16 protein-coding genes, 3 tRNA genes, 1 pseudogene and 2 riboswitches are annotated in these 20,885 nt (G+C 47.9%); of the genes and pseudogenes, 19 read left to right on the top strand and 1 reads right to left on the bottom strand.

All coding sequences use genetic code 11. The annotated features are described in order from the left end of the window. Window positions 1–115 precede the first annotated feature (115 nt). The 7 genes from ACQ5DJ_RS18285 to guaA all read left to right on the top strand — a co-directional run bounded on the left by ACQ5DJ_RS18285 (window position 116) and on the right by guaA (window position 6,837). Window positions 116–197: transfer RNA gene (locus ACQ5DJ_RS18285), tRNA-Leu, on the top strand. A 51-nt stretch (window positions 198–248) separates the two neighbouring features. After that, window positions 249–324 (top strand) — tRNA-Gly (locus tag ACQ5DJ_RS18280). Between the two features lie 7 nt (window positions 325–331). After that, window positions 332–408 (top strand) — tRNA-Arg (locus ACQ5DJ_RS18275). A gap of 196 nt (window positions 409–604) precedes the next feature. Next, a complete protein-coding gene (locus tag ACQ5DJ_RS18270; protein ID WP_429843721.1) occupies window positions 605–1,558 on the top strand; it encodes an AAA family ATPase in 954 nt (317 codons plus the stop codon). Window positions 1,559–1,572: 14 nt separating this feature from the next. Further along, entirely contained in the window at window positions 1,573–2,778 is a 1,206-nt protein-coding gene (locus tag ACQ5DJ_RS18265) for a DUF58 domain-containing protein (RefSeq protein WP_429843720.1), read from the top strand. A gap of 4 nt (window positions 2,779–2,782) precedes the next feature. Further along, window positions 2,783–5,017: a DUF4129 domain-containing transglutaminase family protein gene (locus ACQ5DJ_RS18260; protein ID WP_429843719.1), complete on the top strand. Its 2,235-nt coding sequence runs from the start codon at window positions 2,783–2,785 to the stop codon at window positions 5,015–5,017. Between the two features lie 20 nt (window positions 5,018–5,037). Then, a riboswitch (purine riboswitch) is annotated at window positions 5,038–5,140 on the top strand. Between the two features lie 158 nt (window positions 5,141–5,298). Then, window positions 5,299–6,837 carry a glutamine-hydrolyzing GMP synthase gene (gene guaA, locus ACQ5DJ_RS18255; protein ID WP_429843723.1) on the top strand — a complete coding sequence of 513 codons (1,539 nt, stop codon included), beginning with the start codon at window positions 5,299–5,301 and terminating at the stop codon, window positions 6,835–6,837. Window positions 6,838–6,906: 69 nt separating this feature from the next. Here the strand turns inward: guaA and ACQ5DJ_RS18250 are convergent, their stop codons facing one another. Continuing rightward, complete coding sequence (locus tag ACQ5DJ_RS18250) at window positions 6,907–7,392, bottom strand: NTF2 fold immunity protein (RefSeq protein WP_429843718.1); 486 nt, start codon at window positions 7,390–7,392, stop codon at window positions 6,907–6,909. A gap of 159 nt (window positions 7,393–7,551) precedes the next feature. Then, a riboswitch (purine riboswitch) is annotated at window positions 7,552–7,653 on the top strand. 119 nt (window positions 7,654–7,772) lie between these two features. On the opposite strand from ACQ5DJ_RS18250, the gene ACQ5DJ_RS18245 reads away from it, so the two are divergent. The 12 genes and pseudogenes from ACQ5DJ_RS18245 to ACQ5DJ_RS18190 all read left to right on the top strand — a co-directional run bounded on the left by ACQ5DJ_RS18245 (window position 7,773) and on the right by ACQ5DJ_RS18190 (window position 20,869). Further along, window positions 7,773–9,149, top strand: a complete 1,377-nt coding sequence (locus ACQ5DJ_RS18245) for an NCS2 family permease (protein ID WP_429843717.1) — start codon at window positions 7,773–7,775, stop codon at window positions 9,147–9,149. Window positions 9,150–9,443: 294 nt separating this feature from the next. Continuing rightward, entirely contained in the window at window positions 9,444–10,745 is a 1,302-nt protein-coding gene (locus ACQ5DJ_RS18240) for a histidine--tRNA ligase (RefSeq protein WP_429843716.1), read from the top strand. A gap of 59 nt (window positions 10,746–10,804) precedes the next feature. Beyond that, window positions 10,805–11,062, top strand: a complete 258-nt coding sequence (locus ACQ5DJ_RS18235; protein WP_429843715.1) for a hypothetical protein — start codon at window positions 10,805–10,807, stop codon at window positions 11,060–11,062. Beyond that, window positions 11,041–12,300, top strand: a complete 1,260-nt coding sequence (locus ACQ5DJ_RS18230; RefSeq protein WP_429843714.1) for a M1 family metallopeptidase — start codon at window positions 11,041–11,043, stop codon at window positions 12,298–12,300. The genes ACQ5DJ_RS18235 and ACQ5DJ_RS18230 overlap by 22 nt, the downstream gene beginning before the upstream one ends. 19 nt (window positions 12,301–12,319) lie before the next feature. Then, window positions 12,320–13,858 (top strand): M1 family metallopeptidase, encoded by a 1,539-nt coding sequence (locus ACQ5DJ_RS18225; RefSeq protein WP_429843713.1) that lies wholly within the window; start codon window positions 12,320–12,322, stop codon window positions 13,856–13,858. A gap of 181 nt (window positions 13,859–14,039) precedes the next feature. Continuing rightward, a complete protein-coding gene (purE, locus tag ACQ5DJ_RS18220) occupies window positions 14,040–14,528 on the top strand; it encodes a 5-(carboxyamino)imidazole ribonucleotide mutase (protein ID WP_429843712.1) in 489 nt (162 codons plus the stop codon). Next, window positions 14,525–15,688 carry a 5-(carboxyamino)imidazole ribonucleotide synthase gene (purK, locus tag ACQ5DJ_RS18215; RefSeq protein WP_429843711.1) on the top strand — a complete coding sequence of 388 codons (1,164 nt, stop codon included), beginning with the start codon at window positions 14,525–14,527 and terminating at the stop codon, window positions 15,686–15,688. The genes purE and purK overlap by 4 nt, the downstream gene beginning before the upstream one ends. Beyond that, window positions 15,685–16,980: an adenylosuccinate lyase gene (gene purB / locus ACQ5DJ_RS18210; protein ID WP_429843710.1), complete on the top strand. Its 1,296-nt coding sequence runs from the start codon at window positions 15,685–15,687 to the stop codon at window positions 16,978–16,980. Before purK ends, purB begins: the two co-directional genes overlap by 4 nt. 175 nt (window positions 16,981–17,155) lie before the next feature. Further along, window positions 17,156–17,728: a GNAT family N-acetyltransferase gene (locus ACQ5DJ_RS18205; protein WP_429843709.1), complete on the top strand. Its 573-nt coding sequence runs from the start codon at window positions 17,156–17,158 to the stop codon at window positions 17,726–17,728. Between the two features lie 296 nt (window positions 17,729–18,024). Beyond that, a complete protein-coding gene (locus ACQ5DJ_RS18200) occupies window positions 18,025–18,540 on the top strand; it encodes an RNA polymerase sigma factor (RefSeq protein ID WP_429843708.1) in 516 nt (171 codons plus the stop codon). Window positions 18,541–19,161: 621 nt separating this feature from the next. Next, window positions 19,162–19,856, top strand: a pseudogene (locus tag ACQ5DJ_RS18195) (response regulator transcription factor). Further along, window positions 19,853–20,869 carry a sensor histidine kinase gene (locus ACQ5DJ_RS18190; RefSeq protein WP_429843707.1) on the top strand — a complete coding sequence of 339 codons (1,017 nt, stop codon included), beginning with the start codon at window positions 19,853–19,855 and terminating at the stop codon, window positions 20,867–20,869. Before ACQ5DJ_RS18195 ends, ACQ5DJ_RS18190 begins: the two are co-directional and overlap by 4 nt. Window positions 20,870–20,885 lie beyond the last annotated feature (16 nt).

The following is a 20,885-nucleotide window of genomic DNA, read 5'->3' as shown; positions in this document are numbered from 1 at the left end:
TGACTTTTAATCAGAGGGTCGAAGGTTCGAGTCCTTCATGGCTCACCAGTTTTTTTGCTGAACAAGCAGAGCTGCGTGATAGTACGAGTAATACCTTTTCTGTTCTAAGTAAAATGCGGGTGTGGCGGAATGGCAGACGCACCAGATTTAGGTTCTGGCGGGCAACCGTGGGGGTTCAAGTCCCTTCACCCGCACCATACTATGACAGAAAGCTTTGTCCTCAGTACAAACAACATAAGATGTAACATGCGGACGTAGCTCAATTGGTAGAGCGTCGCCTTGCCAAGGCGAAGGTCGAGGGTTCGAGACCCTTCGTCCGCTCCATTTATTTGTGCCCTTAGCTCAGCTGGATAGAGCGTTTGACTACGAATCAAAAGGTCGGGAGTTCGAATCTCTCAGGGCACGCCATATTTCATATGAAACCGAAGAGTAGGAATAGATCCTACTCTTTTTTTTATAATGACTTGTGTATTTTTGCAAATTTTAAGCATTTTTCCCTTGTATCTCCTATTTGCATCCATTACTTTAGAATTACACTGAAAGCATGGAGGAACAGCTGTTACAAACCTGCGGAAGAATATCATGGAACAGGAGTTGTATCAACATGAACCCTATCAAATTGGAACAAGTAAATCCTGCAATAGCCAGTTTAGTCGATAATATAGAAAAAGTATTGATTGGTAAACGCTCCGTGATTGAGCTGATGGTAGCGGCTATTCTAGCGAATGGTCACGTTTTGCTTGAAGATGTACCAGGCGTTGGGAAGACCATGATGGTACGGGCATTGTCCAAATCAATCAGCGGTGAGTTTAAACGTATTCAATTTACCCCAGATTTGTTGCCAACGGATGTGACAGGGGTTGCTATCTTTAATCAAAAAAGTCTGGAGTTTGAGTTCCGTCAAGGGCCGATTTTTGCAAATGTCATTCTTGCAGACGAAATCAATCGGACTTCGCCAAAAACACAATCCGCACTCTTGGAAGCCATGGAAGAGCGCTCGGTAACAATTGATGGTGCTACGTATCGATTGGCAGAGCCGTTTTTTGTGATGGCTACGCAAAACCCATTAGAGTATGAAGGGACCTTCCCATTACCTGAAGCTCAATTGGACCGATTTTTCATGCAATTAAGCTTGGGGTATCCAACGGTAGAGGAAGAAATGCGGATGCTGTCCAGATTCTCGGCAGCGAATCCATTGGAAGAGCTTCAGCCGGTTATGACCACCGCCGAGCTAGCGGAACTTCAACGCCAGGTATCCACGATTAAGGTTTCGGAAGGAATAAAAGAATACATCGTGCGTCTAGGTCATCGTACACGTGAGCATCATCACATCTATCTAGGCGTAAGCCCGCGAGGTTCCCTGGCTCTTTTCCGGGCTGTTCAGGCGTTGGCCTTTGTTCGTGGACGTGACTATGTCATTCCAGATGACGTGAAGGAACTAGTTCCAGTAGTGTTTGCACACCGTATGATTGTGAAACCAGAAGCAAGACTGGAAGGAGCAACCGTAGATCGGGTGTTGGCTATGATCTTGTCTGAGACCCGTGTCCCGGTAAGCTAAGGCGGTGATTGCAGATGAGACAGCAAAGGTGGGGTAGGCTCAAGGCGATTGCATTAGTCCTGATCACGTATTTATTCGCAAAATTTCAAGGTGGCTTCTCAAGCTGGTTTCTTTTCTATAGTAGTTTGGTGTTTCTCCTGTATGAAATTGTCGCTTATGTACTTATGTTCACGAAGCTAGAAGTCGAGCGTGAACTAGATCGCAATCGTCTACAGGATGGGGAAGATGTCATTGTAACGATACGCCTGCGCCGAAGGATTTGGTTTCCGCTGGGATGGAATATGATTATGGAGCCATTGCCGGCGAGACTGGCTGGTGTGTATGAGCCGCATCGACAACTGATATTCCCGTGGTTCAAAAGGGAAGTCGAATTTCGTTATGTCATACCCAATGTACCGCGTGGATACTATCGTCTCGATGAATGTGTAGTGAGCGGCGGGGATTTTTTTGGATTCTTTGAGCGTCGGAAGGTTTATTCGATTTCTCAGGAATTTCTCGTTTATCCAAAATACAAAGAATTGACCCATTGGGCCCTAGGTGATGGTAGCTTCAGTGGGACGGTGCATGTTTCCCATCGACGCTCTGACGACGTAGCAGCAGTACGCGGCGTAAGAGACTATCATCGGGGCGATCGGTTGAGCCAAATTCATTGGCGAGCTTCCGCACGTGGGACAGGTCTGAAGACGAAAGAGTTTGAGCATCAGGCGATGAATCAGGCTGTCTTTTTCCTGGATGTGGAGAAGGCGAGCTACCAAGGGAAGCCTGTGCACTTGTTCGAAACAGCAGTGAAGCTAGCTGCGAGTCTGATCGCTTACGCCAATCGGAATCAATACCATTATGGGCTTGTGTACAAGCAAGCAGAACGCATATCAATACCACCAGGTCTGTCCCATGCTCATTTCCTCAGAGTTTTTGATCAATTAGCTCGTGTCGCACCAGAAGGACAAGAGTTATTTGCAAGAATTGTGGGAAGAGAATCATTGGAGCAGCTTCAAGGTGTCACTTTGATTATTATTACACCGCATGTAGAAAAAACGCTGATCAGTCGTTTGATCACACTGGCTCAAAAAGGTAGACGGGTGCAGTTGTTTCTCATGCAGAACGAGTCAACGATTTCGCCTGAACAAAAGCAAGCGTTGCAGCTACTTGGCGCAAACAAAGTAACATGTACGTCTATTCACATGGATGATCAAGAGTGGAAACGGATTGGAGGTGCTTAGACTCATGAGCGTTTGGAAGCGTCCAACGATTTGGGAATGGGTCTTGGCCCTTTTTCTGTTCCTGATGTTAAGAGAGTGGTTTCTTCCGCTACAGACATTAACCGATACGGGCGTTCTGTGGCCGTTTTATGCACTTGTGGCTGGAGTCATTATCATCGACCTTTTGATCCCATATAGGTGGCTAACCTTGCCGATCAAGGCTCTAGGGTTAATGGTGCTTTTGCATGCTACTTTATTTGACAAACCGTTTTTTGACACGGAATGGATTGGCGAATTGTACGGACAGATGATTCACGATCTTCCGTTAGCGTTTCAACAGGATTGGGCCAACATGTCGATCTTGTCGCGGAATACCATGTTTGATCTCGTTTTGGTGTTGTTAGTGACAATGTTAACGTATCTCGTGCTGGAACAACGGCAAGGCTTATGGTTTGTCTTTTTGACGGAAATGTATTTGGCTGTGTTGGATACGTTTCTCCCGTATGATGCTAGTGCAGGGGTTGTACGGACGCTGATCATTGGTTTCCTGATGCTGGCCATTAGCCATCTGATGAAGATGACGAATATGGCAACACTAGCAGGGAAGAGAAGCCGAATCATGCTCAACTCACTGCTGGCTTCGGTGATGGTCATTATGGTCTGTATAGGCATCGGTTATGCTGCACCGAAGTCAGGACCGTCATGGCCTGATCCGATCGCCTTTTTAACAGGGAAAGGAAACGATACGCCTGTTGGTGTAATGAAAAAAGTAGGATACGACAACAACGACGAACGGTTGGGCGGTCCTTTCATGCAAGATAACACATTAGTGTTTATTGCAAAGACGAATGAGCGCAGCTATTGGCGCGGTGACTCGAAGGACGTGTATACGGGAGTTGGTTGGGAAAAAGGCGATAGAGAGTACGAGTCGATCCTGGACCCGCAAACCTATACATGGGAGAATACGTTGTTCCAAGGGCTTGAAACGAAGAAGGTACAAGCTACATTAGAGTTTAAAGGTCCGCAGCAGTTCCCGACTGTCTTTTATCAAGGTCAGCTGAAACAGGTGAGCAATTACGCTCCACCAGAGGCAACGGTTGTTTATGACAAAATGAATCAGCAACTCGAAGTACGAGCAGGAAAAATCAACTTGGTTCAGCTGAGTGAGAAAAACGGTCGGCCAGAGTACGGCCCCAATCCTCTTTTGCTCAAACTGAATCAATACAAGGTCGAGACAGAAGTACCGATTGTCAGTGAAAAGGCCGTGACGAATGCCGGGACGAACTATCCGGATGATATCAAAGAGCGCTACTTGCAAGTGCCAGCCTCGGTGCCTCCGCGAGTAAGAGAGCTTGCTGCAACGATTACGAAGGATTCCAAGACTCCTTATGACAAAGTGAGAGCGATCGAGAATTACTTGCGCTCAAGTGGAAAATATAAGTATGAAACGAAAGACGTTCCAGTCGCTGCAGAAGGTCAGGACTTTGTCGATCACTTCTTGTTTGACAGCCTTCGAGGGTACTGTGACCATTTCTCCACTTCGATGGCGGTTATGCTTCGTACCCTGGATATCCCAACACGTTGGGTCAAGGGCTTTGCTCCAGGTGAACGAGTGGGAACGGATGCGTTTAACTACGAGACTGTAGAAGTGCGTAACAAGGATGCTCACTCGTGGGTAGAGGTATACTTCCCGGGGGTTGGTTGGGTTCCTTTTGAAGCGACGAGTACATTCATGTCACCTGTTCGTTTTAATTATGATCTGGTCACCTCACAGCCGCAGATCCCCCTTCCATTGCCAAACATGGAGAATCAAACGAATATCGATCGTGGAGATGGACGTTTCAATGAGCTGGAAGAGGGCGACAGCCCGGCAGGAAGTTGGATTAAAATTCCTTGGCAAGTAAATGCGGGATTGGCTGTAGCCGCTATCGTAGCAGGAATTATCGCGTGGCGCCGCAGACAAGACATCCAGCTATGGTGGATGCGCAGGCAACTGAATCAAGAGCGAAGCAGTGAGTTCCCGGATCGGTACCATCTGCTGATGCGAATGATGGAGCGAGTCTACACGCGCAGACAGCCAGGAGAAACGTTGCGGGAGTACGTGGGCAGGATGACCCTGCCGGCAGACAAGCGACAAGACCTGCGCTATTTGACGGAGCTGTACGAACGTACCGTGTATGGCTACAAACATATGGAACAAAAGGCGAGAACAATAGCAGAGCAAATACTCGAACGGTTAATCCGTCAATTGAAGCCTTGAACAATGCCGTTCCATCTGCTAGAATGACGATCAATGAGACTCGTATAATGATCAGGAATAGGGCCTGAAAGTTTCTACCGCTAGACCGTAAATTTGGCGACTACGAGGAGAGCACATCGGATTTTTGTACATGCAAACCGCACATGTGTACACAAGCTGGGACGTTGCCTCCGTATTGTTTATCGGAGATGGCAGTCCTAGCTTTTTTGCAAATATGCGACAACTTGGCATGGCATGCCGACACTTGCACGTCCTGTATGTTACAGGAGAAGGGGGATATGATGGACAAGTCAATGGAAATGGTCGTCGTACTCGATTTCGGAGGCCAGTACAATCAGTTGATCGCGCGCCGTGTACGCGATCTGGGTGTTTATAGTGAACTGATACCGTTCAATACACCTGTTGAAAAGATTAAAGAGATGAATCCAAAAGGGATTATTTTCTCTGGCGGACCTGCTAGCGTGTACGAAGAGGGAGCACCAACTGTAGACCCTGCAATTTTTGATCTGGGCTTGCCTGTATTGGGTATTTGCTACGGAATGCAGTTGATGAGCCATTTGACGGGAGGAAAAGTAGAACGCGCGGGTAAACGCGAGTACGGAAAAGCTGAATTGCGTATGCAGCAAAAACACAGCTTGTATGACAAATGGGACACAAGCGAAATCGTGTGGATGAGCCACTCTGACAAAGTAGTGGAGCTCCCAACCGGATTTGTCATTGATGCGGTAAGCGACAGCTGCCCGGTAGCTGCGATCAGCAACCCTGAGCGCCAGCTGTACGGCGTACAGTTCCATCCAGAAGTAGTTCATACCCAAAAAGGTACGGAGTTCATTGGAAACTTCCTGTTCAACATTTGTGGATGTGAAGCGAATTGGAGCATGACGACGTTCATCGAAGACGAGCTGGTTCGCATTCGTGAAACAGTTGGCAATAAGCAAGTACTGTGTGCGTTGAGCGGCGGTGTGGATTCTTCCGTAGTAGCAGCGCTGATTCACAGAGCGATTGGCGATCAATTGACGTGCATGTTCGTTGACCACGGTCTTCTGCGTCAAGGGGAAGCAGAAGGCGTAATGGAAACATTCTCTGAGAAGTTCTCCATGAAAGTGATCAAGATCGATGCGCGTGAGCGTTTCATGAGCAAGCTCAAAGGTGTATCTGACCCAGAGCAAAAGCGCAAAATCATCGGTAACGAGTTCATTTATGTATTCGATGAAGAAGCAGCCAAGCTGACAGATATGGACTTCTTGGCACAAGGTACGCTGTACACCGATATCGTGGAAAGTGGAACAGCAACTGCGCAAACGATCAAATCGCACCACAACGTAGGCGGTTTGCCAGAAGACATGAAGTTCACGTTGATTGAACCATTGAAAACATTGTTCAAAGACGAAGTACGCAGACTGGGTACAGAGCTGGGCTTGCCAGATGAGATTGTTTGGCGTCAGCCATTCCCAGGACCAGGCCTCGGCATTCGTGTTTTGGGTGAAGTTACAGAAGAAAAACTGAAGATCGTTCGTGAATCCGATGCGATCTTGCGTGAGGAGATTGCCAAGGCAGGTCTCGAACGAGAAATCTGGCAGTACTTCACAGCTTTGCCAAACATGACGACCGTAGGTGTAATGGGAGATGTTCGTACGTATTCTTACACAGTAGGGATTCGTGCGGTAACGTCCATTGATGGTATGACCGCTGACTGGGCGCGCATTCCGTGGGATGTATTGGAGAAAATCTCTGTACGTATCGTGAATGAAGTAGACAATGTAAACCGCATTGTGTATGACGTAACGTCCAAACCACCAGCAACAATTGAGTGGGAATAGGAGCAAAAAATGACTCTCTTTTATTTGCGTGATTTGCGAATAAAAGAGAGTTTTTTTTATGAGCAAGAATTATCTCGTTCCATACATCATGAGAAGCTGTCCATTTTCTTTTGCAAGAGCAATATAAATGACCCCGCCTAGCCATCCCGGAGGAAGAGTTCCTTCGATAATCCAAGCTTCTGCAAAAGGGTTATAGCTGATAGCGAAGGGAGTTTCCTCTAAAAACGGAGAATAGTGCGCCGCTAAATAGGAGAAGATTGCAGTGGCAACGGCATGTTCATCTGTAAGCTCACCAAAAGCAACTTCAACTCCAAACCGATCTTGCTGGAGAAGAGTGTCGCGATCGGCGAAATAGAGTTCAAACCTTCCATATAAATTCTCGTCATACAAATCACGTTCTACAAAGCCATATTCGATGACCTTTTCCTTTTGATGAACGTTGTGTTTGCTCTTTTTCTTATCGTCGACCCGTATGGTTATTCGATTGACTCGAAGCTGGTCACGTTCTCGCTCCTGCTCCGCTATTATTCGCTCCCAAGCATCCATATAGCTCATTTTGAATCACCCTAAAAGAGATTGTTGAAATTTGGAAGAATCAATGCAAGTATAACACAGGTATTATTATAAAATATCCGGATATTAATCTCTTTCCAAAAATGAACGTTCGTATTTTCGTTGACATTCCCTATGTCACCTGATACACTTCTCAATGTGAGCAGGTAATATAGGAAGGTTCGTATATTCTTGAGAATATGGCTCGAGAGTTTCTACATGGTCGCCATTAACGACCTGGCTACGAACAAAATGTCATCGGGATCTGATTTTGTTATTATATTTGGAATTATTCCCGGAGAGTTTTGTTTGATGGCCAGGCGCATGATAAGAGCGTCGAGGCCTTTTTTCTTGCCACAAGATTAGTATGGGGGGACTTATAGGTGCGGAAGTATTTCGAGTTTGACAAGCTAGGCACCAATTACCGTCGCGAAATTATCGCAGGTATCACTACTTTTTTGGCAATGGCTTATATCTTGGCTGTCAATCCATTCATTCTCAGTGGTGCTGATCTACCGCCAGATTTAAAAGCGAACTACCCTGAATTTGGGGCTGTCTTTACCGCAACGGCTTTGGCGGCTGCTCTCGGTACGCTGTTAATGGGTATTCTCGGACGTTTGCCGATCGGTCAAGCTCCGGGTATGGGATTGAACGCATTTTTCACTTATACCGTCGTTCTGACGATGCAAATTCCTTGGCAACAGGCTTTGGCTGGCGTATTCCTTTCTTGTACGATCTTTTTGATTCTGTCCCTGACAGGTGTTCGTGAAGCGATCATCAAAGCGATTCCACAAAGCTTGAAATACGCAGTTTCAGCAGGGATTGGACTTTTTATTGCCTTTATCGGTTTGAAAAACGCGGGTATCATCGTAGCAAATGATGCCACCTTCGTAGCATTGGGACATCTGACCTTCTATCACGAGGGCATGAAGCCGGAAGAAATTTTGGCAGCGAAAAATGCATTGCTTGCTGTGTTTGGTCTAATTGTGACGGTCATTCTGCTTTCTCGCAAAATCAATGCGGGTATCTTTATCGGAATGTTGATTACAGCGATTACGGGGATGTTTTTCGGACTGGTGAATCTGCCTGAGCAAGTCGTTTCTGCACCACCGAGCCTTGCTCCTACATTCGGTGCTGCGTTCCAATATCTCGGTGATCCATCCGCATTGTTCACCATGAATATGCTGATTGTTGTTTTGACGTTCTTGTTTGTAGACTTTTTCGACGCGACGGGTACGCTCTTGGGTGTAGCGAACCAAGCTGGATTGCTCCGTGAAGACGGCAATTTGCCACGTCCAGGGAAAGCACTCGCTTCCGATGCGATTGCAGGTATGGCAGGTGCAGTACTCGGTACATCTACCACTACAGCTTATGTTGAATCGACAGCAGGGGTAGCAGCAGGCGGACGCTCCGGATTTACCGCAGTTGTCACAGGGACTATGTTCCTTCTGGCGTTGTTCTTCTCGCCGATTCTCGCAATTGTGACACCAGCGGTTACGGCACCAGCGCTCATTATCGTCGGTGTTCTGATGGCTTCTCACATTGCCAAAGTGGCTTGGGATGACCTGGATGAAGCATTCCCTGCATTCCTGACGATTTTGTTGATGCCATTGACTTACAGTATTGCAACAGGTATTGCGACGGGCTTCATCGTTTATCCGGTGATGAAGGTAATGAAGGGCAAGGCTCGCGAAGTGCATCCGGCGATGTATGTGCTGTTCTTCGTCTTCCTGGCGTACTTCATCTGGTTGCGCGAATAGAATTTTTTGGGAATCAAGCTCTTCGTCTACTGGACGGGGAGCTTTTTTTACGCTATGATAGGAAAAATCTTTTTTCATGGAAGGATGGACCAATAACTATGACAGGTCTAAACATGTTCCTTCAACAGCATCACCACACGTAGAGCGTTTGTATCTTCGGAAATTTTTCCGCAGGTGCAAGCGCTTCTTGTGCTTCGTGCCTGCGGTGGTGTATTTAGGAAGCCATGCGGGCAGGAAGTTGCCTTGCATGGCTTTTTTGGTTTTCTCTATTTGAAAAAAGAAAGGGTGTTTCTGATGGAAAACGAAGTATTAAAAACGGTAAAAGGCACAAAAGATTTCATGCCGCAGGAGCAAATGCAACGAAACTGGATACGACGGACACTCGAAGCGGTATTCGAGACATACGGCTGCAAACCTTTGGAGACGCCTATGCTGCAGCACTACGAATTGCTAGCATCCAAGTACGGCGGCGGAGATGAAATCTTGAAGGAAGTGTATCGCTTGAGCGACCAAGGAGATAGGGAGCTTGGGCTGCGCTATGATCTGACCGTACCATTAACGAAGGTAGTGGGCATGAATCCTGAGATGCGGATGCCTTTCAAGCGGTACGAGATCGGAAAAGTATTTCGGGACGGTCCAGTAAAAACCGGGCGTTTGCGCGAATTTATTCAATGCGATGTCGATATCGTGGGAACGACATCGGTGCTGGCTGAAGCAGAATTGCTCAGTATGGCGTTTGAGGCATTCAAGCGGCTGGGGCTCGACGTGTACATTGAGGTCAACAACCGCAAGCTGTTATCCGGGGTGCTTCAGGAGCTGGGAGTTCCCGCCATGCGGGCCGGGGATGTCATGCTGTCGCTAGATAAGGTCGAAAAAATCGGCGTGGACGGAGTGCGTGATGACTTGCGGGAGCGAAATGTCGAGGAGCCACTCGTTTTGGCGATTACGTCTTTCCTGCAAGAAGGTGTGATTACCCTAGATCTGTTGGCAGAGCGCTTTGCATCCCCGCTTGTTCAAGAAGGGATTCGGGAGCTGCGCGATATGTTTGCCTATGTAAAAGGAGCGGGTGTAGGTGGGGAGCTTCGTTTCGCGCCGTTTTTGGCAAGGGGCTTAGGGATCTACACGGGAACTGTGTATGAGATCTTTTTGCAGGATGGAAGTATTACGTCCAGTATTGGCAGTGGGGGACGTTACGATCAGATCATCGGTCGGCTTTTGGATGATGGACGAGAGTATCCCGCTGTAGGGATTTCGTTCGGATTGGATGTCATTCTGGCAGCGTTGGCAAATCGCAACACGGAAGATCAAAAAGCTGCCGATGTACTCGTCATTCCCCTCGGGACTGAAGCGTCTAGTCTTGGCCTGGCCAATCGATTGCGGGAGAGCGGTATCAGAGTCGAGCTGGAGCTGACAGGTAGAAGACTGAAAAAAGCACTCGATTATGCAAACAAAGAAGGCTTTGTTTTTGCCTTGATCTATGGGGAAAATGAAGTGAACAGTGGGCAGGTCGTCGTCCGAGATATGCGAGAGGGAACGGAACAGCCGGTTCCTTTGGAGTTGGTTGAAAAGTGGCTGTCCAACAAGCTATCAGGGTAAAGAGGAAGGATAGTCTTTTTCTTCCATTTTTTGTACAGTAGAGAAAAGGGGGAGATGGCGTGAAGAAATGGGTCTCAATGGTAGGTTGTAGCTTATTGTTTTTGACGTGGATGTTGCCTGTAAATGCTGAGGAGGGTACTGCGCTTAAGCGTAAACCGCTCTATCAGGCTGATGTGCGAATTGATCCAATCAAGAAAGAAGTAGCAGGAACCGTAACGATTACCTTTGGCCAAAAGACCCTACTCGTGCCTATCTCCATCTTTATCCGAACGTATTTACAGAAGAGCATCAAGGCATGCTATGGGAGGAACTTTTAGGCAATGGTCCAACGCTTGGCTCATACACTAATAAAAAGCTCTTGGTCGATGGAGAAGCGGTTGTCGGCAAACAGACAAAAGACCTGAACATCCTCGAAGTGCCTCTAGAAGAAGGGACGGGCCCACGAAAGATTGTGTTGGAATTCGAGATGACTCTTCCGAAAAACGACGGGAGGATGTCGTACGATGACCAATCGATCTGGCTGGGGAACTGGCTCCCTGTTCTTGCGGTGTACGACAAGGAAGGCTGGCATCTCGATCCCTATGAGCCTGTTGGTGATCCATTTTACAGTGAGAACGCAGATTATGAGGTGAACGTGACGCTGCCAAAAGACTATCAACTGGCGAGCACAGCGCCAGACAGGGCCGCGAAGCAGGTTTCTGCTCGTGAAGGAGAAAAGACGATACAGCTCGGTGCAGAAAATGTGAGGGATTTTGCCCTAGTCGTTATGGATGCCTCCTATCAGCGAATGGAAACGAAGGTAGGCGAAACAGTCGTCCGAACATGGTGGCGGAAAACAGATGATCCGGCAACTGCTGAGCAGATTCATGAAGCAGCAGCGAAGTCTCTCGCCTATTTTCATCATCAATTGGGTGCTTATCCATATACCGAATACGATGTGGTAAGGACTGGTGGCGCGATTAATGGGATGGAGTACCCAGCATTGGTCTTTCTCGACGGACGTCATTTCTTTTCTGGGGAAGAAACAGGTATCGTCACGGTTGTCCATGAGACGGCACACCAGTGGTTTTACGGCTTGCTCGGAAATAATCAGGTAAAGGAAGCATGGCTGGATGAGGGATTCACAGAGTACGTGACGCTCTCGTATTTATCTCAGCAAGACCCGCTGTTGGGAGCAGAACGGGTGCGCAGACGGCTTGCGCAGGGTACCTCTGTTCAGTATTACGTGGGAGAGGAACAGCGTTCTTGGCAAGCACTGTCTGCATTTCCTGATAATCAGAGCTATAGCGATCTCGTCTATTCCCGTCCGTCCTCGATGCTGTGGCTATTGCAGGGAGCGTGGGGGGAAGAAAGGGTACATAACGTTTTGAAACAGTATGTCGAGAAGTACCGTTATCAGGTTGTGACTGGAAAGGAATGGGGAGATTTTCTATCTGAGATGGCAGGAGAAGATGCAAGCGCCTTCTTGGGTTATTGGTTGAAAGTAGACATGTCCCAGCAGGAACAGGCAGCAGCATGGCTGGAGCGCCAACGTCTCAAGCATCAGAAGAAGTAATCGAAGGCAGGGGATCACGATGTGGCGGAAGCATTGGGTGGTCATCGTGGCAGTAGGAGTCGTTTTGACTGTAATCTTGACCGTTCGTCCTTGGGCAGGGCAGGCAGGCTTAGATGCTCATGAGATTGTGCCGATTGATCACAGGCAGGCTGCAGTTACTTACAAGGCCGACGTACAAATCGATATGAACAAGCACGTGGTGAAAGGCATGCTGACGGCTCGTTTTGTGCCACAAGATGACCAAGCTTTTTTTCATCTATATCCCAATGCTTTTTCTGCAAATGCTGCTCTCAGTGGTGAAAACTGGGAGGTTGTGCTGGGTAGACAGCGTGAGCCTGGTGGTATCAAGATAAGCGAAGTGCGGGTAAACGGAAAAAGTGTCGGCGTACAGTATGCAGGAAAGACCAATACGCTTTTACAAGTGCCTCTTCCTGCAAGAACATCGTCTGCTGAAACGGTGGTGGATATGAATTTTCAGCTCGAGGTTCCTTATAACAACGGGCGAATGTCTTACCATGATCATGCAATGTGGCTGGGTAACTGGCTACCGATCCTGGCGGTGAAGGATGCAGGAGGCTGGCGGCTCGATCCTTATTCTGCAATTGGCGATCCTTTTTACTCGGATGTGGCGAATTATCATTTGCGTGTGCAGCTATCAGAGGGGTACCAGCTTGCTACGAGTGGATTGGAGAGTGTAGCTGTCATCACCGAAACGAGACCACAACGGCTAAAAATCTATGAGGTGGACGCATGGAACGTTCGGGATTTTGCCCTTGTCGTCATGGACGATACGTACCAGCCCATATCTGGCAAGGTCGGGGAAACTATCGTACGTACGTGGGTGCAGAAAAGTGATGACCCGCAAAACGTAGAACGAATACATGAGACTGCTAGGGAGTCTCTCGACTATTACGGAAAACAGTTCGGGGTGTATCCGTATAAGGAATACGATGTTGTCAAGACAGGCGGCTTCTTTGGCGGAATGGAATACCCTAGCCTCGTCTTTATTGCCCAGGAGTTTTTTGACCGTAGCGATGCCATGGGGGAAGCGGTCGTAGCGCATGAAACGGCACATCAGTGGTTTTACGGGTTGGTCGGAAACGACGAGGTGCGAGAAGCTTGGCTGGATGAGGGACTGACGGATTATGCGACGATGGTATTTTTGCAGCAAAAGTCCCCCGTACGTTCACAAGCGTATATTCAGATGCGGCTAGGCCAAGCACGTGCAGCGGAAGGATATGCAAACCAAGGAGTCACTGCGAAGTCGTCCGTGGCGGCTTTTCCAGACTGGAGGAGCTACAATGACCTCGTCTACGGGAGAGCGGGTTCCATGTGGTGGAACTTGAAAGAAGAATGGGGAGTCGAACGACTGCATCAGGTGTTGCGTCAATATGTACGAGATCATCAATACAAACAGGCAAATGGGGAACAAATCACAGCGCTATTGTCTACAGCTGCCGGGGCAGATGCCAGTCCCTATTTGGATTATTGGCTTCGGATTGAGTTAGAGAAAGCCGAAGCGGCAAACAAATGGGTAGAAAAAGGCAAACACGAATAATTTATGATCCATCATTTTTAAATGTTCGGAAACGAGGTTGACAGGCAAACTTTCTCCCTGCTACACTGAATACGTTGAGTAAAAACGAGTTCGAATAGCCCAGGCGATGAGAGCGGCGCGAAAAGCCGTTAGTCGGTTGGGTTTTCTTCTGATGTTACAAAACGTAGGGGGCGAATGGTTCATGCTACAGCCTTTGGTAGGAGTCATTATGGGCAGTACGTCAGACTGGGAAACAATGAAGGAAGCTTGCGCAATTTTGGACGAATTGCAGGTACCGTATGAAAAGAAGGTCGTGTCTGCACACAGAACGCCAGACTTGATGTTTACGTATGCTGAGACCGCTAAAAGCCGCGGCTTGGAAGTCGTTATTGCGGGTGCAGGCGGTGCAGCGCATTTGCCAGGAATGGTGGCTGCTAAGACAGAGTTGCCTGTCATTGGTGTCCCGGTGAAATCATCCAACTTGAATGGTCTCGACTCGCTTTTGTCGATTGTGCAAATGCCAGGGGGCGTACCTGTGGCGACGGTTGCGATCGGAAAAGCTGGAGCCATCAATGCAGGGTTATTGGCTGCGCAAATTTTGGGGATCAAATATCCAGACGTACAAGAGCGGTTCGTACAAAGACGTGATGATGTACGCAATAAGGTGCTGGAGGCTAGTGAACTCGAATGACGACCAAAGACCGTAAGCAAATCAAACCAGGATCGACCCTAGGAATACTCGGCGGAGGACAGCTTGGACGGATGATTGCTCTTGCGGGACGAGCTATGGGCTACCGCTTTGTCACAATGGACCCGACAGCAGACGCACCATGCGGCCAAACGGCTGATCGGCAAATTGTTGCCAGCTACGATGATGTAGAAGCAGCGATGCAGCTTGCCTCGGTCAGTGATGTCATTTCCTATGAATTTGAAAACGTCGATGCACAGGTGGCTGAAGTGTTGGAGAGCCGGGCTTATGTACCGCAGGGGAGCCGTCTTTTGCGCATCACCCAGAATCGGATTCGGGAAAAGACCGCTATTCGCGAGATCGGCATTCCTGTTGCTCCGTTTTGTGTCGTGAATAGCTTGGAGGATTTACAGAACGCCGTGCGTGAACTGGGACTGCCTGCTGTTATGAAGACCGCAACTGGTGGCTATGACGGCAAAGGGCAATGGGTATTGAGGAGCGAGGCTGAACTGGCGGAGGCGTATGAAACGCTGTCCAAAGCAGGTACAGAGCTGATCGTGGAACAATTTGTACCATTCCAAATGGAGCTGTCTGTTGTTGCTGCACGCAATCCTGCGGGAGAACTGGCTGTTTTTCCTGTGTCAGAAAATATTCATCAGGAAAATATCCTACACTTGAGCATTGTTCCAGCTCGTATTTCGGCTGAAGTAGCAGCCCGCGCGGAAGAAATTGCCCGCACGATTGTAGAAAAGCTGGATGTGGTCGGACTCATTGCAGTTGAGCTGTTTTTGACCGAAGATGATCAGTTGTATGTCAATGAATTGGCGCCGCGACCGCATAACTCCGGGCATTTTACCATGGATGCTTGTGTCACTTCGCAGTTTGAGCAGCATGTTCGGGCGGTTTGCAATCTGCCTTTGGGATCTACAGAGTTGCTCTCGAGCGTCGTGATGGTTAATATTTTGGGAGAGCATTTACAGCCTGTCATCGATCAGATCGACAAGCTGCCGCGCACAGCCAAGCTCCATTTGTATGGAAAAGCAGAGAGCAAGGCCAAGCGAAAAATGGGGCATATCAATGTGCTCGCCCCTACTGTAGAAGAAGCGCTCACCCTGATTGATGAGCTGAAAATCTGGACGAATACATCGGAGGTATTATCATGATCGAACGTTATTCCCGACCGGAAATGCGCGCCATTTGGATGGAAGAAAACAAATTCAAAGCGTGGCTGGAAGTAGAAATTCTCGCGTGTGAAGCATGGTCCAAGCTGGGCGTCATTCCTGAGGAAGACGTGAAAAAGCTGTGGGAAAAAGCTACTTTTGACATGAACAGAATCTATGAGATCGAAGAAGAGACACGCCATGATGTGGTGGCGTTTACCCGTGCGGTATCGGAAACCTTGGGCGAAGAAAAGAAGTGGGTGCATTACGGACTGACTTCTACAGATGTGGTGGATACTGCTCTGTCTTACCTGCTGCGTCAGGCGAACGAAATTTTGGAGGGTGATATCCAAGACTTCATCGAGATTTTGGCTGACAAAGCTCGTGAGCACAAGGATACGGTTTGCATGGGCAGAACGCATGGCGTACATGCGGAGCCTACGACTTTTGGCTTGAAGCTGGCCCTGTGGCATGAAGAAATGAAGCGCAACCTGGCGCGCTTTCAAGCTGCGAAAAAAGAAGTGGCGTACGGCAAAATCTCTGGCGCAGTTGGAACATACGCAAACATCGATCCCTTCGTGGAAGCGTATGTGTGCGAGAAGCTAGGGCTGTCGGCAGCGCCTATCTCGACCCAAACATTGCAGCGTGATCGCCACGCCGAGTACATGGCGACATTGGCATTGATCGCAACTTCTTTGGAGAAATTCGCGACAGAAATTCGTGGTCTGCAAAAGAGCGAAATGCGCGAGGTGGAAGAAGCATTTGCCAAAGGACAAAAAGGTTCTTCCGCAATGCCACACAAGCGCAACCCAATCGGCAGCGAAAATATTTGCGGACTGGCTCGTGTCATCCGTGGACACATGCTCACTTCTTATGAAAATGTTTCCCTCTGGCATGAGCGGGATATTTCCCACTCCTCTGCGGAGCGCGTGATTTTGCCAGATGCGACGCAAGCGTTGAATTACATGCTGCGCCGTTTCATGAACATCGTGAAAAACTTGACGGTGTTCCCTGAGAACATGAAGCGCAATATGGATCGTACCTTTGGATTGATCTACTCGCAGCAAGTGATGCTGAAGCTGATCGAAAAAGGCATGAGCCGCGAGCAAGCTTATGACACGGTACAGCCTCGTGCGATGCAGGCGTGGGAAGAGCAACGCTCCTTCCGTGCGATCGTCGAGGAGGATGCGACGGTCAGCTCCACACTGTCCAAGGAAGAGCTGGATGAGTGCTTTGACTATCGTTACCACTTGAAGCATGTGGATACGATTTTCCAACGTCTTGGTTTGATGTAAATACAAGTGCCCTCGAATTTTTCGGGGGCGTTTCTTTTTATATAGGAGCTGTTGTGGGGGAGAAGCGTAGCTGTTTGTAAATTCCTTGAAATGAATCAGTGTTACCCTCAATTGTCAATGAGAGGCCAAGCGGTTACTATTATGGGAAACTCATTCCGATAGAAGGAGGACTAATATGAATCCACTACTACTCTCTTTTCCGGAACATTTAGAAACTCAGCGATTATTGATCAGAGCACCGCAATGGGGTGATGGTCAATTTGTAAATGAAGCCATACGTGAGAGTGTAAATGAAATGAGCCCCTGGCTTCCGTTTGTAAAAACCCTCCCATCCATTGAAGATTCGGAAGCTTACGTACGTAAGGCCCGGCTCAATTTTCTAGAGCGCACAGACTTAGTCCTTCATATATTTGAAAAGAACACAGGGCAGTTTGTGGGCAGTAGTGGGCTTCATCGCTTTGATTGGAATGTACGCAAATTTGAAATTGGATATTGGCTACGCACATCGCGTACTGGTGAGGGGCTAATGACAGAGGCAGTAAAAGGTATCGTTGACTTTGCTATTTCTGAATTGGAAGCTAATCGTCTTGAAATTCGCTGTGATACTCGGAATAACGCAAGTATAGCTGTAGCTAAGAAGGCAGGTTTTACGTTGGAGGGTACTTTACGCAATGGTAACCTAAATGACTCAGGAGAACTAACTGATACCCATATCTTTTCAATAGCAAAAGGTTATGAATATCATTGATACTGCGCTGAGCTAACTGATGCGAAGTAAACTAGAAAACATGCGGTAAGACTTCTCCCTCCATCACAACGGTTTTGAAGACAACTTAAAAAATTCCTTAAGAAATTTTTAAAGATTTCTTTTGAAAGTTGTAACCGATATGAAACCTCTTCCGTACCTACTTGTGCGAGCTTACAACGAGCCCATAAGTACCTTACAAAAGTGTAAGCTTCCTGAAATATAACTCGATGGTTCCTGCTTCGTTTCGACCGTACAATGAAATCAATTCATACGGATCACGAAACGGGAGATCGATTATGACGACAGCAATCATGTATCCAAAATTAAGTCACCAACAAATTTACGAAGATTACTCTGCTAAAATATATCGCTATTTCCGCTACCGGGTAAAAAACGTCTGGGATGTGGAAGACCTGACAACGACTGTGTTTATCAAGGTGTACTCCAAGCTGGAGCAGTACGATGGCCGCCATCCTTTTGGCGCCTGGATTTTCCGAATTGCGCACAATGCTTTGATTGACTACATGCGCAAGAAGCGGGAGAGTCCGGTAGATCAGGACACATTTAGCAATATGATCGCAACAGATAAGCTGCCGGAGGAGTGCCTTCTGAATCAGGAGACAACCGAGGTCTTGTGGGATAAGGTGCACACGCTGACAAAGGATCAGCGCAATGTGATTGCCCTGCGCTATCTCGGAGATTTGCGAATGAATGAGATCGCGGAAATTTTGGGTAAGACAGAGGCTTCCGTGAAAATCCTGCACTTCCGTGGGATTAAGAAGCTGCAGCAATTGATGGAGGTTCAAGCATAAAGGGGAGGACAAAAGTCCTTCCCTTTTTTACTGTGTGGCTGTAGTGGAGAGAAGAATATTTCCAGACTAGGCTCCAGGCTCCGTCCTGCTGGGGGCTAAGACTGTCCGCTTCGAAGGGATTCGCGGGGAAACGCAAAAGTGGTAGCCGCTTCGTCGTATGGGCACGGTTGGACTCCACAAGTCGCTACGTCTGGAAATATTCTTCTCTGTCGCTACTGATGACATCCTTACATACTTTTAAGAACTCTAAAAAACCGATTAATACGGAAAGCTCGTAGAGGAAACAGGAGAAAATAGCGAATATCTTAGGGACACCGACCGAGATGCAAGGCAAAAAGCGAAACACGCCCTTAAGCGTCCACCTCTGAAAAACATCCAGAAAGGACAACTTTGGACGCAGTTTCGCTTTTTGCATGGAGTCGTGCAGTCAATCCCACAGGGAGTGGCCCTAGAAGCTGAGCGTTTTCTCCTGTTTCCTCCCCTCCACAACAGCAACGTACAACAAGTTTTTTCAGTAGACATCTAAGTACGAGAAACGCCAAATGCTTGGCGTAGTCTAGTTTTCTAATGGTATAGTAAAGAATGAAATGGAGGAGACTCAAGACGAGAGGAGTATGAGTGATGTCCACAATTATGATTGTAGAAGACGACCCGAAAATCAACCAGCTGCTGCAAGAGCAATTGGAAAAATACGGATTTCAGACAGTCAATGTTGAACATTTCGATAGAGTCATGGAGGTATTTACCCAATCGCGCCCTGATTTGGTTCTGCTGGATGTGAATCTACCGAAATTTGACGGATTTTATTGGTGCCGGCAAATGCGCCAAGAGTCCAACTGCCCGATCCTGTTCATCTCTGCACGAGAAAGTAAAATGGACCAGGTGATGGCCTTGGAAAATGGGGCCGATGACTATATCACAAAGCCGTTCGACTACGATGTGGTTTGCAAATCCGCAGTCAGCTACGCCGGGCTTACGGACAGTATGCTCCGCAAGAAGGGGAACGTACGGTTGAAGTGGCGGGGCTCAAGCTGTTTTTGGAGCGAATGGAGTTATCTATGTACGATACCAAAATCGAGTTGAGCAAAAAGGAAGCGCTACTGCTCGAAGCCTTGATGAATCAACATCCGCGTGTCGTCAGCCGTGAGCGTTTGCTAGAAAAGCTGTGGGATGAACAGTTTGTCGATGAAAACACGCTGAATGTCTACATCACACGCGTGCGTGGCAAGCTGAAGGACTTAGGTTTAGAGGGAGCTGTCGAGACTGTTCGGGGTTCCGGTTATCGCTTACGTGCGACTTGGGAGGAAGAGCAATGAAGCTGTTCCTTCGAGATCAATGGCCATTCGCAGCGTTTTTTCTCGTCCAATTGATCTTATTGATTATGATTTTTGCGATGGATGGGTACTGGAATGAGTCATTGATGGTCTACGTTATGTTTTTATCTGTTTTTTTCGCAGGGGCTTTTCTCGCCATCCGTTATTTGTCTCACCGCACAATCTATCAGCGACTGAGCAAGCCGGTAGAGTCATTAGAGGAACTGACCCAGACATACGGGAATTCACCGTTGTGCCGCGCGATGGATGACATCAGTCAGGAGCAATACCGACTCTACAAAGAACAGCTGCATGCCTATGAAAACAAGCAACGGGACCATACGACGTTTATTCAGCAGTGGGTTCATCAGATGAAGACGCCGATTTCGGTTATTCATCTGTTGCTGCAAAATGAAGACGATCCAACAGCAGAGAGCGTCCGTGAAGAAGTGGACCGGATCAAGCGTGGACTGGAAACCGTTTTGTACATAGCTCGCCTCGACCGATTTGAACAGGACTTCCTGATTGAGCCCGTAACTCTGCGTTCTTTGGTGCAGAATGTGTTGGCTGAAAACAAGCGGCTGTTTATCCGCAACCAGGTGTATCCCGAGGTGAAAGTGGATGAAAATTGGCGAGTAGAATCGGACGATAAGTGGCTTGCTTTTGTCCTCAACCAATTGTTGACGAATGCCGTTCGTTATTCAGCAGGAAAAAGCAATAAGGTCACCATTCGTGCGTATGAACGCGGAGCACATGCCATACTGGAAGTGCAGGATTATGGAATCGGGATCCCTGCCGAAGATATTCGCCGCGTGTTCAAACCGTATTTTACGGGAGAAAACGGGCGCAAATACCCTGAGTCTACCGGGATGGGGTTGTACTTGGTAAAGGAAATTTGCGGGCGGCTCCATCATGGGGTGGAAATGGAATCAGAAGTGGGCGAAGGGACAATCGTACGTATCGTCTTGTCTGCCGTCGTACCAACCTTACAAGAAAGTAAGATAGCTGAAAGTTAATTCGATAGCTGGACTA

The sequence above is a fragment of the Brevibacillus sp. FIR094 genome (assembly GCF_050477165.1).
GTDB lineage: Bacteria > Bacillota > Bacilli > Brevibacillales > Brevibacillaceae > Brevibacillus.
The sequence above is the reverse complement of the archived record's forward strand: the minus strand, read 5'-3'. Positions and strand labels throughout refer to the sequence as shown.

Excerpts from the sequence above, each read along its gene's own strand:
- ACQ5DJ_RS18270 (WP_429843721.1), top strand. The coding sequence starts at position 605 with ATGAACCCTATCAAATTGGAACAAGTAAATCCTGCAATAGCCAGTTTA.
- ACQ5DJ_RS18265 (WP_429843720.1), top strand. The coding sequence starts at position 1,573 with ATGAGACAGCAAAGGTGGGGTAGGCTCAAGGCGATTGCATTAGTCCTG.
- ACQ5DJ_RS18260 (WP_429843719.1), top strand. The coding sequence starts at position 2,783 with ATGAGCGTTTGGAAGCGTCCAACGATTTGGGAATGGGTCTTGGCCCTT.
- guaA (WP_429843723.1), top strand. The coding sequence starts at position 5,299 with ATGGACAAGTCAATGGAAATGGTCGTCGTACTCGATTTCGGAGGCCAG.
- ACQ5DJ_RS18250 (WP_429843718.1), bottom strand. The coding sequence starts at position 7,392 with ATGAGCTATATGGATGCTTGGGAGCGAATAATAGCGGAGCAGGAGCGA.
- ACQ5DJ_RS18240 (WP_429843716.1), top strand. The coding sequence starts at position 9,444 with ATGGAAAACGAAGTATTAAAAACGGTAAAAGGCACAAAAGATTTCATG.
- ACQ5DJ_RS18230 (WP_429843714.1), top strand. The coding sequence starts at position 11,041 with ATGCTATGGGAGGAACTTTTAGGCAATGGTCCAACGCTTGGCTCATAC.
- ACQ5DJ_RS18225 (WP_429843713.1), top strand. The coding sequence starts at position 12,320 with ATGTGGCGGAAGCATTGGGTGGTCATCGTGGCAGTAGGAGTCGTTTTG.
- purE (WP_429843712.1), top strand. The coding sequence starts at position 14,040 with ATGCTACAGCCTTTGGTAGGAGTCATTATGGGCAGTACGTCAGACTGG.
- purK (WP_429843711.1), top strand. The coding sequence starts at position 14,525 with ATGACGACCAAAGACCGTAAGCAAATCAAACCAGGATCGACCCTAGGA.
- purB (WP_429843710.1), top strand. The coding sequence starts at position 15,685 with ATGATCGAACGTTATTCCCGACCGGAAATGCGCGCCATTTGGATGGAA.
- ACQ5DJ_RS18205 (WP_429843709.1), top strand. The coding sequence starts at position 17,156 with ATGAATCCACTACTACTCTCTTTTCCGGAACATTTAGAAACTCAGCGA.
- ACQ5DJ_RS18200 (WP_429843708.1), top strand. The coding sequence starts at position 18,025 with ATGACGACAGCAATCATGTATCCAAAATTAAGTCACCAACAAATTTAC.
- ACQ5DJ_RS18190 (WP_429843707.1), top strand. The coding sequence starts at position 19,853 with ATGAAGCTGTTCCTTCGAGATCAATGGCCATTCGCAGCGTTTTTTCTC.